Source organism: Rhizobium sp. 21-4511-3d, assembly GCF_053522545.1.
In genome coordinates, this window is sequence record NZ_JBNWCF010000002.1 from 447,326 (window position 1) to 463,584 (window position 16,259).

Here is a 16,259-nt window from a genome sequence, read left to right on the forward strand (position 1 = left end):
CCATAGAGGAGGCCCATTCGAGAAAAGGAAGATACCGATGAGTCGGTCGGATTTCGTTGACGGCTTGCGGGGCGGCTTTGCCGTGGCCCTTGCCTCCGCCCCCTTCGGCGCGCTGTTCGGAGCGCTTGCCGCCGATCACGGCATGTCGCTGGCCGAGCTTACCTTCATGAGCGCCACCGTTTATGCCGGCGCCAGCCAGATGGTCGGCATCGAGCTCTTCGGCGGCAATGTCCCGGCCTGGGTGATCGTCGCCTCGATCCTCGCCGTCAACTTCCGCCACGTGCTCTATTCGGCAGCGATCGCCAAGCATATCCGCCATTTCACGGCGCTGCAGAAGTTCTTCACCTTCTTCCTGCTGGTCGATCCGCAATTTGCCGAAACCGTCAAGCGCGGTGAGGCTGGCAAGCCGGTCACCTTCATCTGGTACCTCGGCTTCGGCATCATCATCTACATTCCCTGGGTGCTGATCAGCCTGCTCGGCGGCGTTCTCGGCAGCTTCATCGGCGATCCCAAGACGCTCGGCCTCGATATCCTGCTGCCCGCCTATTTCCTCGGCATCGTGCTCGGCTTCCGCAGCCGCGACAACTTCCTGCCGGTAGCGCTCGTCAGCGCGGTTGCCTCGGTGATCGCCTATCACCTCGTCGGCTCGCCCTGGCATGTCAGCCTCGGCGCCGCTGCCGGCATCATCCTGGCGGCCCTTCTGCCGCTGCCAGCCGTCCACGCGCCGGAACCGGCCAACGAGCCGCACGAGGTCTGATCATGCAATTCGATCTCCACATGGTCCTCGTCATCATCGCCGCCGCCGTCGCCACCTATGCGACGCGTATCGGCGGCTACGTGCTGATCACCACGATGAAGCGCATTCCGCCGCGCATGGAAGCGGCGCTCAATGCCGTTCCCGCCGCCGTCCTGACGACACTGGTCGCCCCCGCCTTCTTCGATGGCGGCTGGGATTCCAAACTGGCGCTCGCCGCCGCCCTCGTCATCGGCCTGCGCTACTCGCATATGTGGATGCTCGCCGTCGCCTGGGTCATCGTCATGGCCTGGCGCCACACGATCGGCATGTAACGGAAAAGGGCGGCTCAAGGCCGCCCTTTGTTTTTGTCGGGATATCGCACCTCAATATTCCAGCGGCAGCGTCGCGTTCTCCAGCCACGCCTGGACATCCTTGTCATGGATCAGCGGCATCAGCGCCTCGCGGGTGCGGGCGTGATAGTCGTTGAACCAGTGCAGCTCGTCATGCGTCAGGAGTTCCGGAATGACGATCGAGCGGTCGATCGGGCAGAAGGTCAGCGTCTCGAAGCTGCGCATCGGCGTGTCGCCGCCCGCGACCTCTTCGGCCTCGCGCACATAGATCAGGTTCTCGATGCGGATGCCGAAGCTTCCCGGCCGGTAATAGCCCGGCTCGTTGGAAAGGATCATGCCGGGCAGCAGCTCCTGCGTCGAAAGCTTGGAGATGCGCTGCGGCCCTTCATGCACTGAGAGATAGGAGCCGACGCCATGGCCGGTGCCATGGCCGAAATCGGCCCCTGCCCGCCACAGCGCGATACGCGCCAGCGGATCGAGATCGCAGCCGCGCGTGCCCTTGGGGAAGCGCGCCGTGCTGATCTGGATCATGCCCTTCAGCACCAGCGTGAAGAAGCGCTTGTGCTCCTCGGTGACGGCACCGATGCCGACGGTGCGGGTAATGTCGGTGGTGCCGTTGACATATTGCGCCCCTGAATCGATCAAAAATAGCTCGCCCGCCTGGATCGGCCGGTCGGTATCGACGGTGACGCGGTAATGCATGATCGCCGCGTGTTCGCCGGCACCCGAGATCGTATCGAAGGACACATCCTTCAGCGGGTTCTGCATGCTCTGGCCGACGCTGGCGCGCACCGCTTCAAGCTTCTCTGCGGCCTGGATCTCGGTGACACCGCCGGGCTTCTGCGTCGAGAGCCAGTAGAGGAACTCGACCATCGCCGCACCGTCCTGCAGATGCGCTGCGGCCGAACCGTTGATCTCCACATCGTTCTTGATGGCGCGCGGCAGCTTTGCCGGATCGGCACCCTCGACCACCTCGCCACCCGCCTTGCGGATGATCTCGGCAAGCGCATAGGAGGCGATCTCGGGATCGATCATCACCCGGCCGCCATCCTTCGACACGGCAGCCAGCCGCTCGTCGAGCGAAGACGGCGGCAGCTGCGTCGAGATCTGCGCCAGATAGGCCTCCTGCTCGATGCCGGTCTTGCGCTTGTCGAGGAAGAGCTCGGCTTTGCTGTCGGCATGAATGATGGCGCGCGCCAGCGGATGCGGCGTATGCGGCACGTCGGCGCCGCGGATATTGAAGATCCACGCGATCGAGGAAGGATCGGCGATCAGCACCGCCGCCACCTTCTTCCTGGAGAGGTCGGCGGCAATCGTCGCGATCTTGTCCTTCGCCAGCACGCCGGCCTGGGCGATATTCTGGATCGCCACGGCGCCGAGCGGCTCGGCCGGACGGTCGCTCCACAGCCTGTCGAGTGGATTATGCGGCAGGAACACCAGGCTGCCGCCGATCTCGGAGAGCGCCTGCTGCAGCTTGCGGACTTCCGATCCCGAATGCAGCCAGGGATCGATGCCGAGACGCATGCCTTCCTTGCCGTTCTTCGGGATCCACAGATGCGGCGGCTCGTTGACGAGATCGCCGCCGGTAAAGACCAATCCGTCCACCTGTTCGGCAAGCTGCGTCACGTAGCGGCCGTCGACGAAGACGATCGCCTGCGTGCGCGCAATCAGCGCAATGCCGGCAGATCCGGTGAAACCGGAAATCCAGGCCAGCCGTTCCGCGCATTTCGGCACATATTCGCCGTTGAACTCGTCGGCACGCGGCACCAGAAAGGCGTCGATCCCGAGCGCATCGAAACTTTCACGCAAACCCGAGACCCGATCGCGGCCGAATTGCGGCGTGGACGTCACTTCAAAAGACTGAAACATGCTGAAAACCCAATGCTGAAGGCCGAATCCGCCTGAGAGCGGTTGGCGCTATGTTACCGGAATTTCTAGGGAAGTGGAGAAAAACACCGCCACCTCTCCTTAAGGCAGGCCGCCCATTATTTTGGCAGAAATGTGACAGCAAATGTGAAACTGGCACGCTTTATGCATTCCACGCATGGCTCCCATGACGCAAACCCTCTGCCTGAGTTTTTTCGGATGATTATATAGAGCGCATCAAACGGGTTCGAGATGAACCTCAAACGAAAAAGGAATTTTGAAATGACTGCCTCTCTGTCGCGCTTCGCTTACAGCAGCCCGGTGCAGGCTGGCGAGCGCCAGACTGTCCGTCATGTCATCGGCTCGCGCCGCCCGCTCAATGAGGATAGCCTCAAGATGCTCGGCACCAGCCACAAGGCTACGCGCCACAAGGGCGCACCCAGCTACGCGTTCTGAGCTATTTGCCGCTTCGTCTCTCCTCCTCCCTCGACGGACCGGCAATCAGAACTGTAGAGCCCACTCGAGCGCTCCTCCTCCTTTAGCTCGTGGGCACGACCGTTAGACGGTCAAAAGGCGGTGCCATTGGCACCGCCTTTTCTTTTTCCCGGAATTGCTTTCCCTGGCCCTTACGGACGATCGAGATGGATCGTCACCCAGCCGTTGCGCCAGATGGTGCGCACATGGCGAAGCTTCTGGCCATTATAGGCCGACAACACCTTCCAGCGCTGCGATGCCAGAATGCCCGACAGGATGACCGTGCCGCCAGCCGCCAGATTGTCGGTCAGCTTAGGCGCCATGCGGATCAGCGGCCGTGCCAGAATGTTGGCGATGATCAGGTCGAAAGGCCCGTATTCGGAAAAGGCGGTGGAATGAAAGCCCGGCGCCGTCTTGGTGACGATCCCTGACGATATGCCGTTGGTGCGTACGTTCTCGGCGGCAACGCGCGTGGCGATCGGGTCGATGTCGGTTGCCAGAACCGGGATGTTCTTCAGCTTGCGCACGGCAATCGCCAGAACGCCGCTGCCGGTGCCGAGATCGAGCGCATTCCTGACGGTGCGCGAGCGCATCACCCGGTCGATCACCTCGAGGCAGCCGGCCGTCGTTCCGTGATGGCCGGTGCCGAAAGCCTGGCCGGCATCGATCTCGATGCCGATATCGCCGGATCGCACCTTGTCGCGGTCATGCGAGCCATGCACAAGGAAGCGCCCTGCCCGCACCGGCTTCAGCCCTTCGAGCGACTTCGCCACCCAGTCGACATCGGGAATGACCTCGCGCTCGACCGAGAGCTCGGGATAGGCCGCCGTCAGCGCCTCGTCGACGCGCCGGCGCACCTCGTCCTCGTCTTCCCGCATCATGTAGACGGAGGCTTCCCAGATATCCTTCTTCTCGTCGATCTCGGTCGTGGCAATGGCGAAGTCCTCTTCGCCGAAAACCTCGGTCAGCAGATCGAGCACCTGCTCGGCCTTCTTCTCGGTGGTCGAGACATACAGGCGGATTTCACTCACGAATTCGTCTTTCTTTACTGGGCGCCATCGATCCAGGGCGGAGGCGGCGTATCATAACCGGCAACACCGCGCAGCAGGCGGTTTGCAACAAAGGGAATGCGAACGGCGAGCGGAGCAAGCATGTTGCGCAATTTCGTCGCTACCGGATTACGCATCGTCACCATCGACGTCAAACCATAGGTTTGCTTCAGCACGGTTTTGACGGCGGGAATGCGCCGCGCCGAATATTCCTGCTCGCGCCCCTCCGATATCAGATAGGCGAGCCAGCAGGCATCCTCGATGCCGAGATTCATGCCGCGCGCACCGGCCGGCGAGTGAATATGCGCCGCATCTCCGGCCAGAAAAACATTGCCGACGGACATCTTCTCGACATGGCGGAAATGGATGCGGAAATTCGAGACCCAGACTGCCTGGCCGCCCGGCATCGGATGGCGGATGCGCTTTTCGAAATCCGGCAGCGTCGAGAGGTAGCGCACTGTATCCGAGGACACCGGCAGGCGGCCGATCATGCCGGGATCGACGAGCTCGATCTCGACATAATGCGGATCGACCGGCTGCGGATACTGATAGTCGGCGAGATAGAAACTGGCCTCCAGCGCCTGGCCGGGAAAGCCGAGCCCGGCTGCCTTCCTCACTGCGGAATGGGCACCATCGGCGCCGATCAGGATATCGGGAGCCACCTCTTCGGCCGTGCCATCCGGACGGCGTAGCACGACGATGGGCTTCTCCATGCTGCCCTCGACGCGCTCCAGCACGGTCTGCCATTCCGGCTCGACCTCATAGTCGGAAAGCTTGCTGATCAAAAGCCGCTCGGTATGTCCCTGCGCTAGGATCTGCATCGCGTGGAACTTGCCGGTAACCCGGCCCGGATCGATCTCGAACAGGATGCGCTCGCCCGAGCGCGCCCGCAGACGATCGACGCGGAAGGCCACCTGCTGGATGACGTCGCTGACCCGCGAGGGGGAAAGAAGCGTCATCGTCCGGGCATTGATGCCGAGCGCCCGGCTTTCCACCAGCGGCACCGGGCCGGCATCGCTGTCGATGATCCTTGGGCGGTGGCCGCGCCGAATGAGTTCGAGCGCTGCAGTCAGGCCGGTCGCCCCGGCCCCGACGATCAGGATATCACGATGTCCGCCCGGCATGTGTCACCCCTTGGTGATCAGGTTCTCGAGCTTCTTTACAGCCGTATCGGGATTTTCGCCATAGGCGATGGTGCCGGCGAAACGGCCTTGCCCATCGAGCAGGAAAACCGATGCCGTATGGTCCATCGTGTAGTCACCGTTCGGATTGTTCTCGTCGACCGGCACCTTCTTGGCATAGACGCGGAAGCCCTTGACGACATCGGCGATCTTGTCCGGCGAGCCAGAGATACCGGTGATGCGCTTCGAGACGTTCGAGACATACTGGTTCATGATCTCCGGCGTATCGCGCTCGGGATCGACGGTGATGAAATAGGCATTCAGCTTGTCACCGGCGGGATCGACCTTCTCCATCCAGCCATTGAGCTCGAACAGCGTCGTCGGGCAGACTTCAGGGCAATGTGTGAAGCCGAAGAACAGCGCGCTTGGCTTGCCGCGCAGCGCCTGCTCGGTGATCGGCTTGCCATCCTGCGCCACCAGCGTGAACGGCACGCCATACGGCCCTTCGGCCGCCAGCGGCAGGTCCTTGGTCTTGGTGATATTGAGCGTCAGCCAGCCGAGCACGCCTGCTACGAGCAGAACGGCGATCCAGACGGCGATACGGAAATTCTTCATCAATCTAACCCCTAGCGGCGCAAAGCGGCCATCGCTGGCGGAATATAGCCGAAACCCTCCCCGCGCAATTCAACAACCCGTTTTCTTACCCGTGATTAATTGCCTCACCCGGCAACGATCAATTCCCTCCACTCACGCAAGGTAATGGCACCATTTTTCTTATGTTACAAAGCTTTACGCAGCGCATTCCAGAACGCTCGAAGAAATACATCGTTAGCGAATACTTAATCCGAAGACTTTATATTTCGCACTGCGTCCGGCGCTCTTGCTGCCGTACGGACATGATGTCTGCATTGGGCCAGATCGCCTGATGAACGCTTGGGAGAAGGGCATTTCATCCGCTTCATTTCAGCCGGGGGACATCATTTCATGACCACTAATACAATTCGCAAGACCTTATCCGTCAGCCAGAGGCTTTGGACACTCGGCGGAGCGGCCTTGATCGGCTTCGGCTCGATGGTCGGTGTCGGCTGGTATGAGAACGCGCGTGTGGACCGCGCTCTCCAGCGCGCCAATGATATCCAGGACAGCGTCGATCGCGTCAGCGACATGCGCATCTCCAACCTGACGCTCATTCTCGCGGCGATGGACACGATCGTCGATCGCGGCGACAAGACGATCGCCCCCGAGCGTCTGGCACTGATGACCAAGACGATCGAGACGCTCAAGAGCGGCTCGAAGGACATGGCGATCGTCGCCGGCGAATTGAATGCCGGCGCCCTGTTGAGCAGCTACGACACCGATGTCGCCGCCTTGCAGAAGGCGATCACCGTCGATCTCAAGGCTGCCGTTGAAGCCGGCGCCCCGGACGAGGCTTTCGACAAGCTCGACGATGCCATCGACGGCGGCGGCGACAAGCTGTCCACAACGCTCGACAAGCTGGCGAAGGACGGCGGCGAAGTCGCCGAGCTTCGCGTCAACCAGGCCAACGAGATCTCCGCGAACGCCCTGTTGATCCAGATCGGCCTCGGCTTCTTCGCGATCGTTGCCATGGCGCTCCTCCAGTACATTCACGGCGGCTCGATCCGCCGCGGCATCGAAGCGGTCCGCTCCAGCATGGTCAGGATCATGCAGGGCGACCTGCAGAGCCAGGTGCCAGCGACCGAGCGCGGCGACGAGATCGGCGAGATGGCCCGTGCCGCGGAAAGCTTCCGCCAGGCCGCCATCGACAAGCAGAAGCTTGAGAACCAGACCGAAAGCGAACGCCGCCAGAGCGAAACCGAGCGCCGCGAGCGCGAGGCCCTCAAGCTCGCCGATGCCGAAGCGCTGAACGCGGCCGTCGAAGATCTCGGCCAGGGCCTCAACCGTCTCGCCCGCGGCGATGTCACCGTCACGCTCGACCGTCCGTTCAAGGCTGAGCTCGAACGCCTGCGCAACGACTTCAACCAGACCACCGAGCACCTGCGCAAGGCGATGCGCGACATCACGGCAAACAGCACTTCCATCCAGGCCAACAGCCGCCAGATGAGCTCGGCCGCCGACGATCTCGCCAAGCGCACCGAGCAGCAGGCCGCCTCGCTCGAGCAGACATCCGCTTCGCTCGACGAGATCACCGCAACCGTGCGCAGCGCCACCAGCCGCGCCGAGGAAGTCGGCCACATGGTCGCCCATACCCGCCAGAATACCGAGAAGTCGGATCTGGTCGTCACCCAGGCAATGGCGGCGATGGAGCGAATCGAAGGCGCTTCTCAGGAAATCGGTACGATCATCAACGTCATCGACGAGATCGCCTTCCAGACGAACCTCCTGGCACTCAACGCCGGCGTCGAGGCTGCACGTGCCGGTGAAGCCGGCAAGGGCTTTGCGGTCGTCGCTCAGGAAGTTCGCGAACTTGCAGGCCGCGCCGCCGGCGCTGCCAAGGATATCAAGGCGTTGATCACCAAATCGGGCGCCGAAGTGAAGACCGGCGGCGAGCTGGTCACGGCTGCCGGCGAAGCGCTTCGCCAGATCGGCGAAGATGTTTTGCGCATCGACGAACATGTTAAATCAATCGTAACCTCTGCGCGCGAACAATCCACCGGACTGCACGAGATCAATACGGCCATCAGCCAGATGGACCAGGTGACGCAAAAGAACGCCGCCATGGTCGAGGAGACGAACGCAGCAAGCCATACGCTTGCGACGGACGCCGACAATCTGATCAGGCTGGTCGGTCAGTTCCAGATCGGCGAGGGCATGAATGCCCGTTCAACGCCGCGAGAAGCTTCCGCCGCCTCGCATCCTAAACCCTCACCCGCACGGAGCTTGATCGGCAAGGTCGCGGGCGCATTCAGTGGCGGCGCCGCCGCCAGAGCCATGGCCGCTCCGGCCGGAGACAATTGGGAAGAATTTTGATGACTAACGCCATTATCACACAGGCCGGATCGCATCTCGAAATCGTATCGTTCCATCTCGGCGAGCAGGAATTCTGCATCGACATCATGGCCATCCGCGAAATCCGCGGCTGGGCACCGGTAACCCCGATGCCGCATACGCCGCCCTACGTGCTCGGTCTGATCAACCTGCGCGGCGCCGTTATCCCGGTTATCGACATGGCCTGCCGCCTCGGCATGAAGATGACGGAGCCCTCCGAGCGCTCCGCCATCATCGTCACCGACATCGCCGGCAAGCTGGTTGGCCTCCTGGTCGAGCAGGTTTCCGACATGATGACCATCAAGAGCGAAGACCTGCAGCCGGCCCCGGAAATCATCCCGGAACAGCAGCGCGCCTTCTGCCGTGGCATCGTCGCCCTGGAAAAGACCATGGTCTGCTTCCTCAACCTCGACACCGTCATCGCCGACGAACTGGCGCGCGAAGCAGCCTGATCGGCAGCGCATCGCAGATATGGAAAGGCCCGGTCGCAAGCCGGGCCTTTTTCGTTGAACGCGGGTAGCCCAGTTACTGAGGCTTCCCGTTCTTCCAGACAGGGTTCTGCCCATAGAGCGGGATCGTCGAGATCGACATCTTCGCCGAGCCGTCCGTCAGCTCGCGCGAGTGGGCGAGATAGATCAACGTGTCGTTGGTCTTGTCGTAGATGCGGGTGACCACCAGCTTCTTCCAGATCAGCGACATGCCCGCCTTGAACACCTCGTCGCCATCCTTCGACAGGTTGATGTCGCCGATCTCGATCGGCCCGGTCTGGCGGCAGGCGATGGAATTGTTGGAAGGATCTTCGAACCAGTTGCCGTTCTTCACCCGGTCGATCAGGCTGCGGTCGAAATAGGTGACGTGGCAGGTCACGCCCTTCACCGCCGGATCCGGGATGGCATCGACGATGATGTCATTGCCGATCCAGTCGACCCCGACCTTGCCGACGACCTCGGCGGAAGCGCCGCCGGCAGAGAGCGCAGCAACGGACGCAGCGGCAAGAACGATCTTACGAAACATGGATGGAAGCTCCTGATTGAACCGCTTTCTAGATAGGCAGCATCAGGCGCAATACAAGAAAAGCCTAACGATCAGGCGCGCTTGCAGGTGCAGGGCTCGTAACCGGCGGCAAGCAGCCGCCCCGGCTTCATGCCGATCATGGCCGGGATCGCATGCACCGCCGCAGCCTTGACCGCCTTCGCCATCTCGATCGCCGCCTGGGCGCAGACAACCGCATCCTCCGCGGCATTATGGTGCACGAAACGCAGGCCGAGATGCTCGGCGATGATGTTCAGCTTGTGCGACAGGAACTGCGGCCAGATACGCTGCGCCATCTTCAGGCTGCAGAGATAGGTGAGCTCCGGATAGGACTGCCGGTAGAGATCGAGCGAGGCGCGCCAGACGCTGAAGTCGAAGGCGGCGTTATGGGCGATCATCGTCGCGCCCCTGAAGTCGTCATGAAACTCGTCCATGACCTCGGGGAACTCAGGCGCATCCTCGACATGTTCAGGACGGATACCATGGATGGCGATGTTCATGCCCGAAAAGCGCATGTCCCTAGGGCGGATCAACCGCTCCTCGACGCGCGTCACCTTGCCGTCCTCGATCCAGGCAAGCCCGACCGAGCAGGCGCTGCCGCGCTGTTCGTTGGCCGTTTCGAAGTCGATGGCAATGGTCTTCAAGGAGAGGTCCGTGATTCGCGTTTCCTTACTCAGGCTTAATCACGGCAACCAAATCAGGCAAATGCGAAGGTTGCCTTTGCCACCGGCATGAACCGCTTTTCCGCGATGATCGTCCCGTTTACGCGACTTCGAGCTTGTACGGCTTCACCAGGCATTCCGCCGGTACGCCCCAGGCATCAGTCAGCTTGAAGATCATGTCCACCGTGAGCGCCCGCTTGCGGTGGAGAATTTCCGAGGCGCGCGAGCGGGAGGACAGGAGATCGCCAAGATCGGCCTGCGTCCTGCCGGCCATCTCCATGAATGCCAGCAAAAACGCGACCGGGTCGAGATCGGCAACTGGAAAACTCCGGCTCTCATAGGCTTCGATCAGATCGGAAAGCACATCGAAGCGATCCGCCGCCGCGGTCCCCTTCTCCGGCGGCGCCTCGAAATAAGGCGTCACCTCGCCGATCGCCCAGGCGAGGTCGCTGTCATTCCTGATCGGCTTGATATCCATCACACAGTCTCCGGGTCGATCCTGTCGTAGTCCGAATGGGTTCCGACGAACTTGATCAGCACGCGCCGGTAAGCATAGGCGACGTGCACGATAAGGCGGTATTTGTTGCCGCCGATATCGAAGATGACGCGATTGTCGCCGACAAAATCGACATTCGCACCGAATATCCGCTTGATGTCGGCAGGTCCGGTCCATTCAGCCTTACTGACCGTTGAATACCAGACGCCGAGCGGCACCCTCGCTTGCGGGTGCAACTCCCAAAACGCGCGCAATGTCGACTTGGCAATCACCTGCATCGTCAGACAATATTCCCAATACGGGAACATTTCAAGTCGGATGAACTAGCCACCGATCAACGCCAGCCACTCGTCCTCGTCCATCGTCTGGACGCCGAGCTCCCTAGCCTTGTCGAGCTTGGAGCCTGCACCCGGGCCGGCGACCAGGATGTCGGTCTTCTTCGAGACTGAACCGGCGACCTTTGCACCCAGGCTTTCGGCACGCGCCTTCGCCTCGTCGCGCGTGAATTTCTCCAGCGAGCCGGTAAAGACGACGGTCTTGCCGGCGACGGGGCTCCCCGAGGTTACCGGCTGCTCGGCCTCCTGCGGCGTCACCTCGGCGATCAGCGCGTTGATGACCTCGACATTGCGCGGCTCCTTGTAGAACTCGACAATGGCGCGGGCGACGATCTCGCCGATGCCCTCGATGGCGTTCAGCTCGTTCCAGGCCTCGCCGGAGAGCGGCGCCGCCTCCTGCATGGCGGCGGTGAAGGCTTCGTAGGTGCCGTAGGAGCGCGCCAGCAGCTTTGCCGTGGTCTCGCCGACATGGCGGATGCCGAGCGCATAGATGAAGCGGTGCAGCGCGATGGAACGGCGCTCGTTGATCGCCGCATAGAGCTTGCCGACGCTGACCTTGCCGAAGCCGTCGATATTCTCGAGCTTCGTCAGCGTCGACGCCTGCTGTCGCTTCTCCAGCGTGAAGATATCGGGCGCCGTGCGGATCTGCAGCGACGGGTCCTCGCTCTCGAAGAAGAAATCCACCTGCTTCGTTCCGAAGCCTTCGATGTCGAAGGCATTGCGCGAGACGAAATGCTTCAGATGCTCTGTCGCCTGCGCCCGGCAGATGAAGCCGCCGGTGCAGCGGGTGACCGCGTCGACCTTGCCTGTCTTCTCGTTGACTTCGCGCACAGCATGCGAACCGCAGACCGGGCAGGTCTTCGGGAACCTGTAGGCGGCGGCATCCGCCGGCCGCTTCTCCATGACGACATCGAGCACCTGCGGGATCACATCCCCCGCCCGCTGCACGATGACGGTGTCGCCGATGCGGATATCGTGTTCCTCCTCGCGGATGCGCTCGCCGGAATTGCCGATGCCCTTGATATAATCCTCGTTATGCAGTGTCGCATTGGTGACGACGACACCACCGACAGTGACGGGCGTCAGGCGCGCCACAGGCGTCAGCGCACCGGTGCGGCCGACCTGGATGTCGATATTCTCGACGACGGTGAAAGCCTGCTCGGCCGGGAACTTATGGGCCGTCGCCCAGCGCGGGCTGCGCGAGCGGAAGCCGAGGCGCTGCTGCAGTTCCAGGCTGTCGACCTTGTAGACGACGCCATCAATATCGTAGTCGAGATCCGGGCGCTTCAGGCCGATATCGTCGTAATGGGCGAGAATGTCGGCCACCGAGTTCAGCCGCTTCATCAGCGGATTGACCGGGAAACCCCATTCCTTGAATGTCTGCACCATGTCGAACTGCGTCTTCGGCAGATCGTTCGGCTCGGAGATTTCGCCCCAGGCATAGGCAAAGAATTTCAGCTTGCGGCTCGCCGTCACCTTGGCGTCGAGCTGGCGCAGCGACCCGGCCGCCGTATTGCGCGGATTGACGTAGGTCTGCTTGCCCTCGTCCACCATCTGTTTGTTCAGCGCCAGGAAGTCACTCTTGGCCATATAGACTTCGCCGCGCACCTCGACGACATCAGGCACGCCCTTGGGCAGCGTCTGCGGAATTTCCCTGATGGTGCGGATATTGGCGGTGACATTCTCGCCCGTGGTGCCATCGCCGCGCGTCGCGGCGCTGACGAGCTTGCCGTTCTCATAGCGGATCGACATCGAGAGACCATCGATCTTCGGCTCGGCGGTAAAGGCGATCGACTGGTCCGGCAGGCGCCCCAGGAAGCGGTAGACGCTGGCGACGAAATCCTCGACGTCTTCCTGCGAGAAGGTGTTATCGAGCGACAGCATCGGGCGGGCATGGGTGACCGCGGAGAACGTTGCGGATGGCGCAGCGCCCACCCGCCGCTTCGGGCTGTCTTCGCGGATCAGCTCCGGAAACCGCGCCTCGATCGCATCATTGCGCCGCTTCAGCGCGTCATAATCGGCATCCGAAATCTCCGGCTGGTCCTTGCCGTGATAAAGCGCATCGTGATGGGCGATTTCCTTCGCCAGGCGCTCAAGCTCGGCTGCGGCCTCTTCGATCGTCAGGCTATCGGCTTCGATGGACATGCGTGATCACTCCGGAGAATCTGGAGTTGTTTTTTAGCGCAAATTGGCTGGATGGGAAGTGGTGGGCTGTGGCCACCCTCGTCCTTCGAGGCTGCGCCTGCGGCTTCGCACCTCAGGATGAGGGTGGAGAGATCGCAGCGCAAATATCGCCAACATCATGCCTTGCGGAATAAGTTTTGAAACTCTGCGGACCGGCAAGCCTCAGCGAATATGGGAGCCCTCATCCTGAGGTGCGAAGCCCGCAAGGGCGTAGCCTCGAAGGACGAGGGCGGCACTCTCAGCAGAGCCCCTACCCGTTTCCCGACAACAGCTTGGCAGCCGCAGCCCGCGCTTCATCGGTCACCGAAGCACCGGCCAGCATGCGGGCGATCTCTTCGGTCCTGTCCCGCGGCGCCATCGTCGCCACCCGGGTCGCGATCTTCTCGGAGCCCTCGACCGGTCCCTTGGAGATCAAAAGATGCGTCGCCGCCCGCGCGGCAACCTGCGGCGCATGGGTGACGGAGAGAACCTGGACCTTGTCGGAAAGCCGCTTCAGTCTCTGGCCGATCGCATCGGCAACGGCGCCGCCGACACCGGTGTCGATTTCATCGAAGACGAGCGTCGGTGCCGAGCCGCGGTCGGCAAGTGCTACTTTCAGGGCCAGCAGGAAGCGCGAGAGTTCGCCGCCCGAGGCGACCTTCATGATCGAGCCCGGGCGCGTGCCCGGATTGGTCTGCACATGGAATTCGACGATATCGATGCCTTCGGCAGCCGCTTCCGCGGCATCCGTGGTGATTTCCACCATGAAACGGGCGCGCTCGAGCTTGAGAGCCGGAAGCTCGGCCATGACGGCCTCGGACAGCGCCGTACCGGCATGATGACGCTTCTCGGAGAGCGAGCGCGCCGCCGCGTCATAGGCAGCCTTCGCAACGCCCACTTCGGCATCGAGCTTGACGAGCTTCTCCTCGCCGGCATCGAGATCGGCGAGATCGGCGATCATCCTGACGGCAAGCGCCGGAAGCTCGGTGACCGGCACCGAATATTTGCGCGACGCCGCGCGCAGCGCAAACAGCCGTTCCTCGACCCGCTCCAGCTCCTTTGGATCATATTCCGTCTTGCGCAGCGCAGCCTCGACTTCCATCTGCGCATTGGACAGCTGGTCCAGCGCCGCGTCGAGCAGCGCTACGGTGTCTTCGAGCAGTCCGGGCGCCTCGTGGCTCTTGCGCTCCAGGCGGCGCACCAGCGAGGCGATATGCGGCACCGGAGAGGCATTGCCGTTGAGGAATTCGGAGGCCTCGGCGATATCGCCGGCGATCCGTTCGGCCTTCATCATCTTCTGGCGGCGGTCGGCCAGCTCGTCCTCTTCGCCGTCACGCGGCGAAAGCTTCTCGAGCTCCTCGACCGACGAGCGCAGATAGTCGGCCTCGCGAGCGGCATTCTCCACCTTCTCGCGGTGCTTCTTCAGCGTCCGCTCGGCGTCGCGCCAGGTTCTGTAGAGATCGGAAACGTGCGCGACATCCTCGGTGATGCCGGCAAAGGCATCGAGCAGGATGCGGTGGGCATTGGTATCGACAAGCGCGCGGTCGTCGTGCTGGCCGTGGATTTCGACCAGCATCTGCCCGGCCTGGCGCATCAGCTGCACGCTCACCGGCTGGTCGTTGACATAGGCCTTGGTGCGGCCGTCGGCGGATTGCTGGCGGCGGAAGATCAGGTCGCCGTCGTCGTCGATGCCGTTTTCGCGCAGGAGCTTGCGGGCACCGTGGTTCATCGGCACGTCGAAGGCGGCCGTCACCTGCCCCTTGTCTTCGCCATGACGCACGAGGCCGCCGTCACCGCGCCCGCCAAGGGCGAGCGACAGACTGTCGAGAAGGATGGATTTTCCTGCACCCGTCTCCCCGGTCAGAACGGAGAGACCGGATTCGAACGAGAGATCCAGCCGCTCGATCAGAACGATATCGCGGATCGAAAGCTGGATCAGCATTGCGTTACAGGCCTCACGAGCCGAGCAGCAGCTTCCGGCCGGCTTCGGAAATCCAGGAGCTCTTGTTCTCCCGCGGCTCCGCGCCGCCATTCTTCAGCAGCTTGAAGGAATCGGCGTACCACTGGCTATCCGGATAGTTGTGGCCGAGAACGGCTGCCGCAGTCTGAGCTTCTTCCACGATACCCATCGCGTAATAGGCTTCGACCAGACGGGCGAGCGCTTCCTCGACCTGATTCGTATTCGGGTACTTTTCAACCACGATACGGAAACGGGAGATAGCGGCAAGATACTCCTTGCGCTCAAGATAGTAGCGGCCGATCTGCATTTCCTTGCCGGCGAGCTGGTCGCGGGCAAAGCGGATCTTGGCCTGGGCGTCGTCGACATATTCGGAGTCCGGATACTTGTCGATGACGGCCTGCATCGCGTCGATCGTCTTGGACGAGGCGCGCTGGTCCTGGGTGACGTCGGAAATCTGCTTCGAATAGGACAGACCGATCAGGTACTGCACGTAAGCGGCGTCCTTGGAAGCCGGATACTGCGCCATGTAGCGGTTGCCGGAAGCCAGAGCGTCGTCGATCTTGCCCTGGCGGTACTTGACGAAGGTGCTCATCACCAGGGCCTTGCGGGCCCATTCGGAGAACGGGTTTTCACGGTCGATGGCGTCGAACTTGCGCGCCGCTTCGGCCATGTTGCCTGCCTTCATGTTGGCAAGCGCCTGATTGTAGAGAACATCCGGCGGGTCGTTGTCGAGGCCGAGCTTGGTGATGTCGATATCTGGATCCGACTGGCAACCGGAAATCAAGGCGCCTGCGCTCAGCACCACGAGCGATGCGAGCAAAGCGCGCGCTGTCTTCATCATACCTTCAGACCTTGCATAACTCATAGATAAATCCCGACTCCCGCTACCCACTCTTAGCGGCAGCCACACCTCGCTGGCGTTTCTAGCCATAAATGTGCGGCGAGAGCAACGCAATGATGACGCATTAACGCATTTTTGTGGCATCGGCCCAGAGAATATCCGGCTTTTTATCTTTGATTCCGTGTGTTGCCGCTAAGCATCTGCCGC

At 62.0% G+C, this 16,259-nt stretch carries 16 protein-coding genes; 5 read left to right on the forward strand and 11 right to left on the reverse strand.

Annotated elements, in window-relative coordinates:
• The first annotated feature begins 37 nt into the window (after nucleotides 1-37).
• Nucleotides 38-757, forward strand: a complete 720-nt coding sequence (locus ACQZ5H_RS08075; RefSeq protein WP_112715430.1) for an AzlC family ABC transporter permease — start codon at nucleotides 38-40, stop codon at nucleotides 755-757.
• Between the two features lie 2 nt (nucleotides 758-759).
• On the forward strand, nucleotides 760-1,068 hold the full coding sequence (locus ACQZ5H_RS08080; protein WP_112715432.1) for an AzlD family protein: 309 nt from the start codon (nucleotides 760-762) through the stop codon (nucleotides 1,066-1,068).
• 51 nt (nucleotides 1,069-1,119) lie between these two features.
• Here ACQZ5H_RS08080 and ACQZ5H_RS08085 read toward each other — a convergent pair whose 3' ends face one another.
• Nucleotides 1,120-2,955 carry an aminopeptidase P family protein gene (locus ACQZ5H_RS08085; protein ID WP_449097276.1) on the reverse strand — a complete coding sequence of 612 codons (1,836 nt, stop codon included), beginning with the start codon at nucleotides 2,953-2,955 and terminating at the stop codon, nucleotides 1,120-1,122.
• Nucleotides 2,956-3,234: 279 nt separating this feature from the next.
• Here ACQZ5H_RS08085 and ACQZ5H_RS08090 point away from each other — a divergent pair, with 279 nt between their 5' ends.
• The gene (locus ACQZ5H_RS08090) at nucleotides 3,235-3,408 is read left to right on the forward strand and encodes a hypothetical protein (RefSeq protein WP_165402589.1); all 174 of its coding nucleotides are present in this window, start codon (nucleotides 3,235-3,237) and stop codon (nucleotides 3,406-3,408) included.
• Nucleotides 3,409-3,578: 170 nt separating this feature from the next.
• On the opposite strand, the gene ACQZ5H_RS08095 is transcribed toward ACQZ5H_RS08090, so the two are convergent.
• Genes ACQZ5H_RS08095 through ACQZ5H_RS08105 form a run of 3 tightly spaced genes read right to left on the reverse strand, consistent with a single transcriptional unit; the run spans nucleotide 3,579 to nucleotide 6,211 of the window.
• On the reverse strand, nucleotides 3,579-4,457 hold the full coding sequence (locus ACQZ5H_RS08095; protein WP_130278005.1) for a 50S ribosomal protein L11 methyltransferase: 879 nt from the start codon (nucleotides 4,455-4,457) through the stop codon (nucleotides 3,579-3,581).
• Nucleotides 4,458-4,471: 14 nt separating this feature from the next.
• Nucleotides 4,472-5,599, reverse strand: coding sequence for an FAD-dependent oxidoreductase (locus tag ACQZ5H_RS08100; RefSeq protein ID WP_449097277.1), 1,128 nt, complete (start codon nucleotides 5,597-5,599; stop codon nucleotides 4,472-4,474).
• Nucleotides 5,600-5,602: 3 nt separating this feature from the next.
• Nucleotides 5,603-6,211 (reverse strand): SCO family protein, encoded by a 609-nt coding sequence (locus ACQZ5H_RS08105; RefSeq protein WP_199629171.1) that lies wholly within the window; start codon nucleotides 6,209-6,211, stop codon nucleotides 5,603-5,605.
• Between the two features lie 369 nt (nucleotides 6,212-6,580).
• Here ACQZ5H_RS08105 and ACQZ5H_RS08110 point away from each other — a divergent pair, with 369 nt between their 5' ends.
• Together ACQZ5H_RS08110 and ACQZ5H_RS08115 are read left to right on the forward strand one after the other, a co-directional pair.
• Nucleotides 6,581-8,545 (forward strand): methyl-accepting chemotaxis protein, encoded by a 1,965-nt coding sequence (locus tag ACQZ5H_RS08110; protein WP_449097278.1) that lies wholly within the window; start codon nucleotides 6,581-6,583, stop codon nucleotides 8,543-8,545.
• The gene (locus tag ACQZ5H_RS08115) at nucleotides 8,545-9,015 is read left to right on the forward strand and encodes a chemotaxis protein CheW (RefSeq protein WP_112387003.1); all 471 of its coding nucleotides are present in this window, start codon (nucleotides 8,545-8,547) and stop codon (nucleotides 9,013-9,015) included. Before ACQZ5H_RS08110 ends, ACQZ5H_RS08115 begins: the two co-directional genes overlap by 1 nt.
• Nucleotides 9,016-9,088: 73 nt before the next feature.
• On the opposite strand, the gene ACQZ5H_RS08120 is transcribed toward ACQZ5H_RS08115, so the two are convergent.
• From ACQZ5H_RS08120 to ACQZ5H_RS08150, 7 genes are all read right to left on the reverse strand, one after another.
• Nucleotides 9,089-9,577, reverse strand: a complete 489-nt coding sequence (locus ACQZ5H_RS08120; RefSeq protein ID WP_130278001.1) for a CreA family protein — start codon at nucleotides 9,575-9,577, stop codon at nucleotides 9,089-9,091.
• 71 nt (nucleotides 9,578-9,648) lie between these two features.
• Nucleotides 9,649-10,239, reverse strand: a complete 591-nt coding sequence (locus ACQZ5H_RS08125) for a 3'-5' exonuclease (protein ID WP_449097279.1) — start codon at nucleotides 10,237-10,239, stop codon at nucleotides 9,649-9,651.
• 118 nt (nucleotides 10,240-10,357) lie between these two features.
• Nucleotides 10,358-10,735, reverse strand: a complete 378-nt coding sequence (locus ACQZ5H_RS08130) for a helix-turn-helix domain-containing protein (RefSeq protein ID WP_449097280.1) — start codon at nucleotides 10,733-10,735, stop codon at nucleotides 10,358-10,360.
• Nucleotides 10,735-11,031 carry a type II toxin-antitoxin system HigB family toxin gene (locus ACQZ5H_RS08135; RefSeq protein WP_449097281.1) on the reverse strand — a complete coding sequence of 99 codons (297 nt, stop codon included), beginning with the start codon at nucleotides 11,029-11,031 and terminating at the stop codon, nucleotides 10,735-10,737. Before ACQZ5H_RS08135 ends, ACQZ5H_RS08130 begins: the two co-directional genes overlap by 1 nt.
• Nucleotides 11,032-11,076: 45 nt before the next feature.
• Nucleotides 11,077-13,233, reverse strand: coding sequence for an NAD-dependent DNA ligase LigA (ligA, locus tag ACQZ5H_RS08140; protein ID WP_449097282.1), 2,157 nt, complete (start codon nucleotides 13,231-13,233; stop codon nucleotides 11,077-11,079).
• Between the two features lie 289 nt (nucleotides 13,234-13,522).
• On the reverse strand, nucleotides 13,523-15,193 hold the full coding sequence (gene recN, locus ACQZ5H_RS08145; RefSeq protein WP_199629176.1) for a DNA repair protein RecN: 1,671 nt from the start codon (nucleotides 15,191-15,193) through the stop codon (nucleotides 13,523-13,525).
• 13 nt (nucleotides 15,194-15,206) lie between these two features.
• The gene (locus tag ACQZ5H_RS08150; RefSeq protein WP_199629177.1) at nucleotides 15,207-16,076 is read right to left on the reverse strand and encodes an outer membrane protein assembly factor BamD; all 870 of its coding nucleotides are present in this window, start codon (nucleotides 16,074-16,076) and stop codon (nucleotides 15,207-15,209) included.
• Nucleotides 16,077-16,259: the final 183 nt, after the last annotated feature.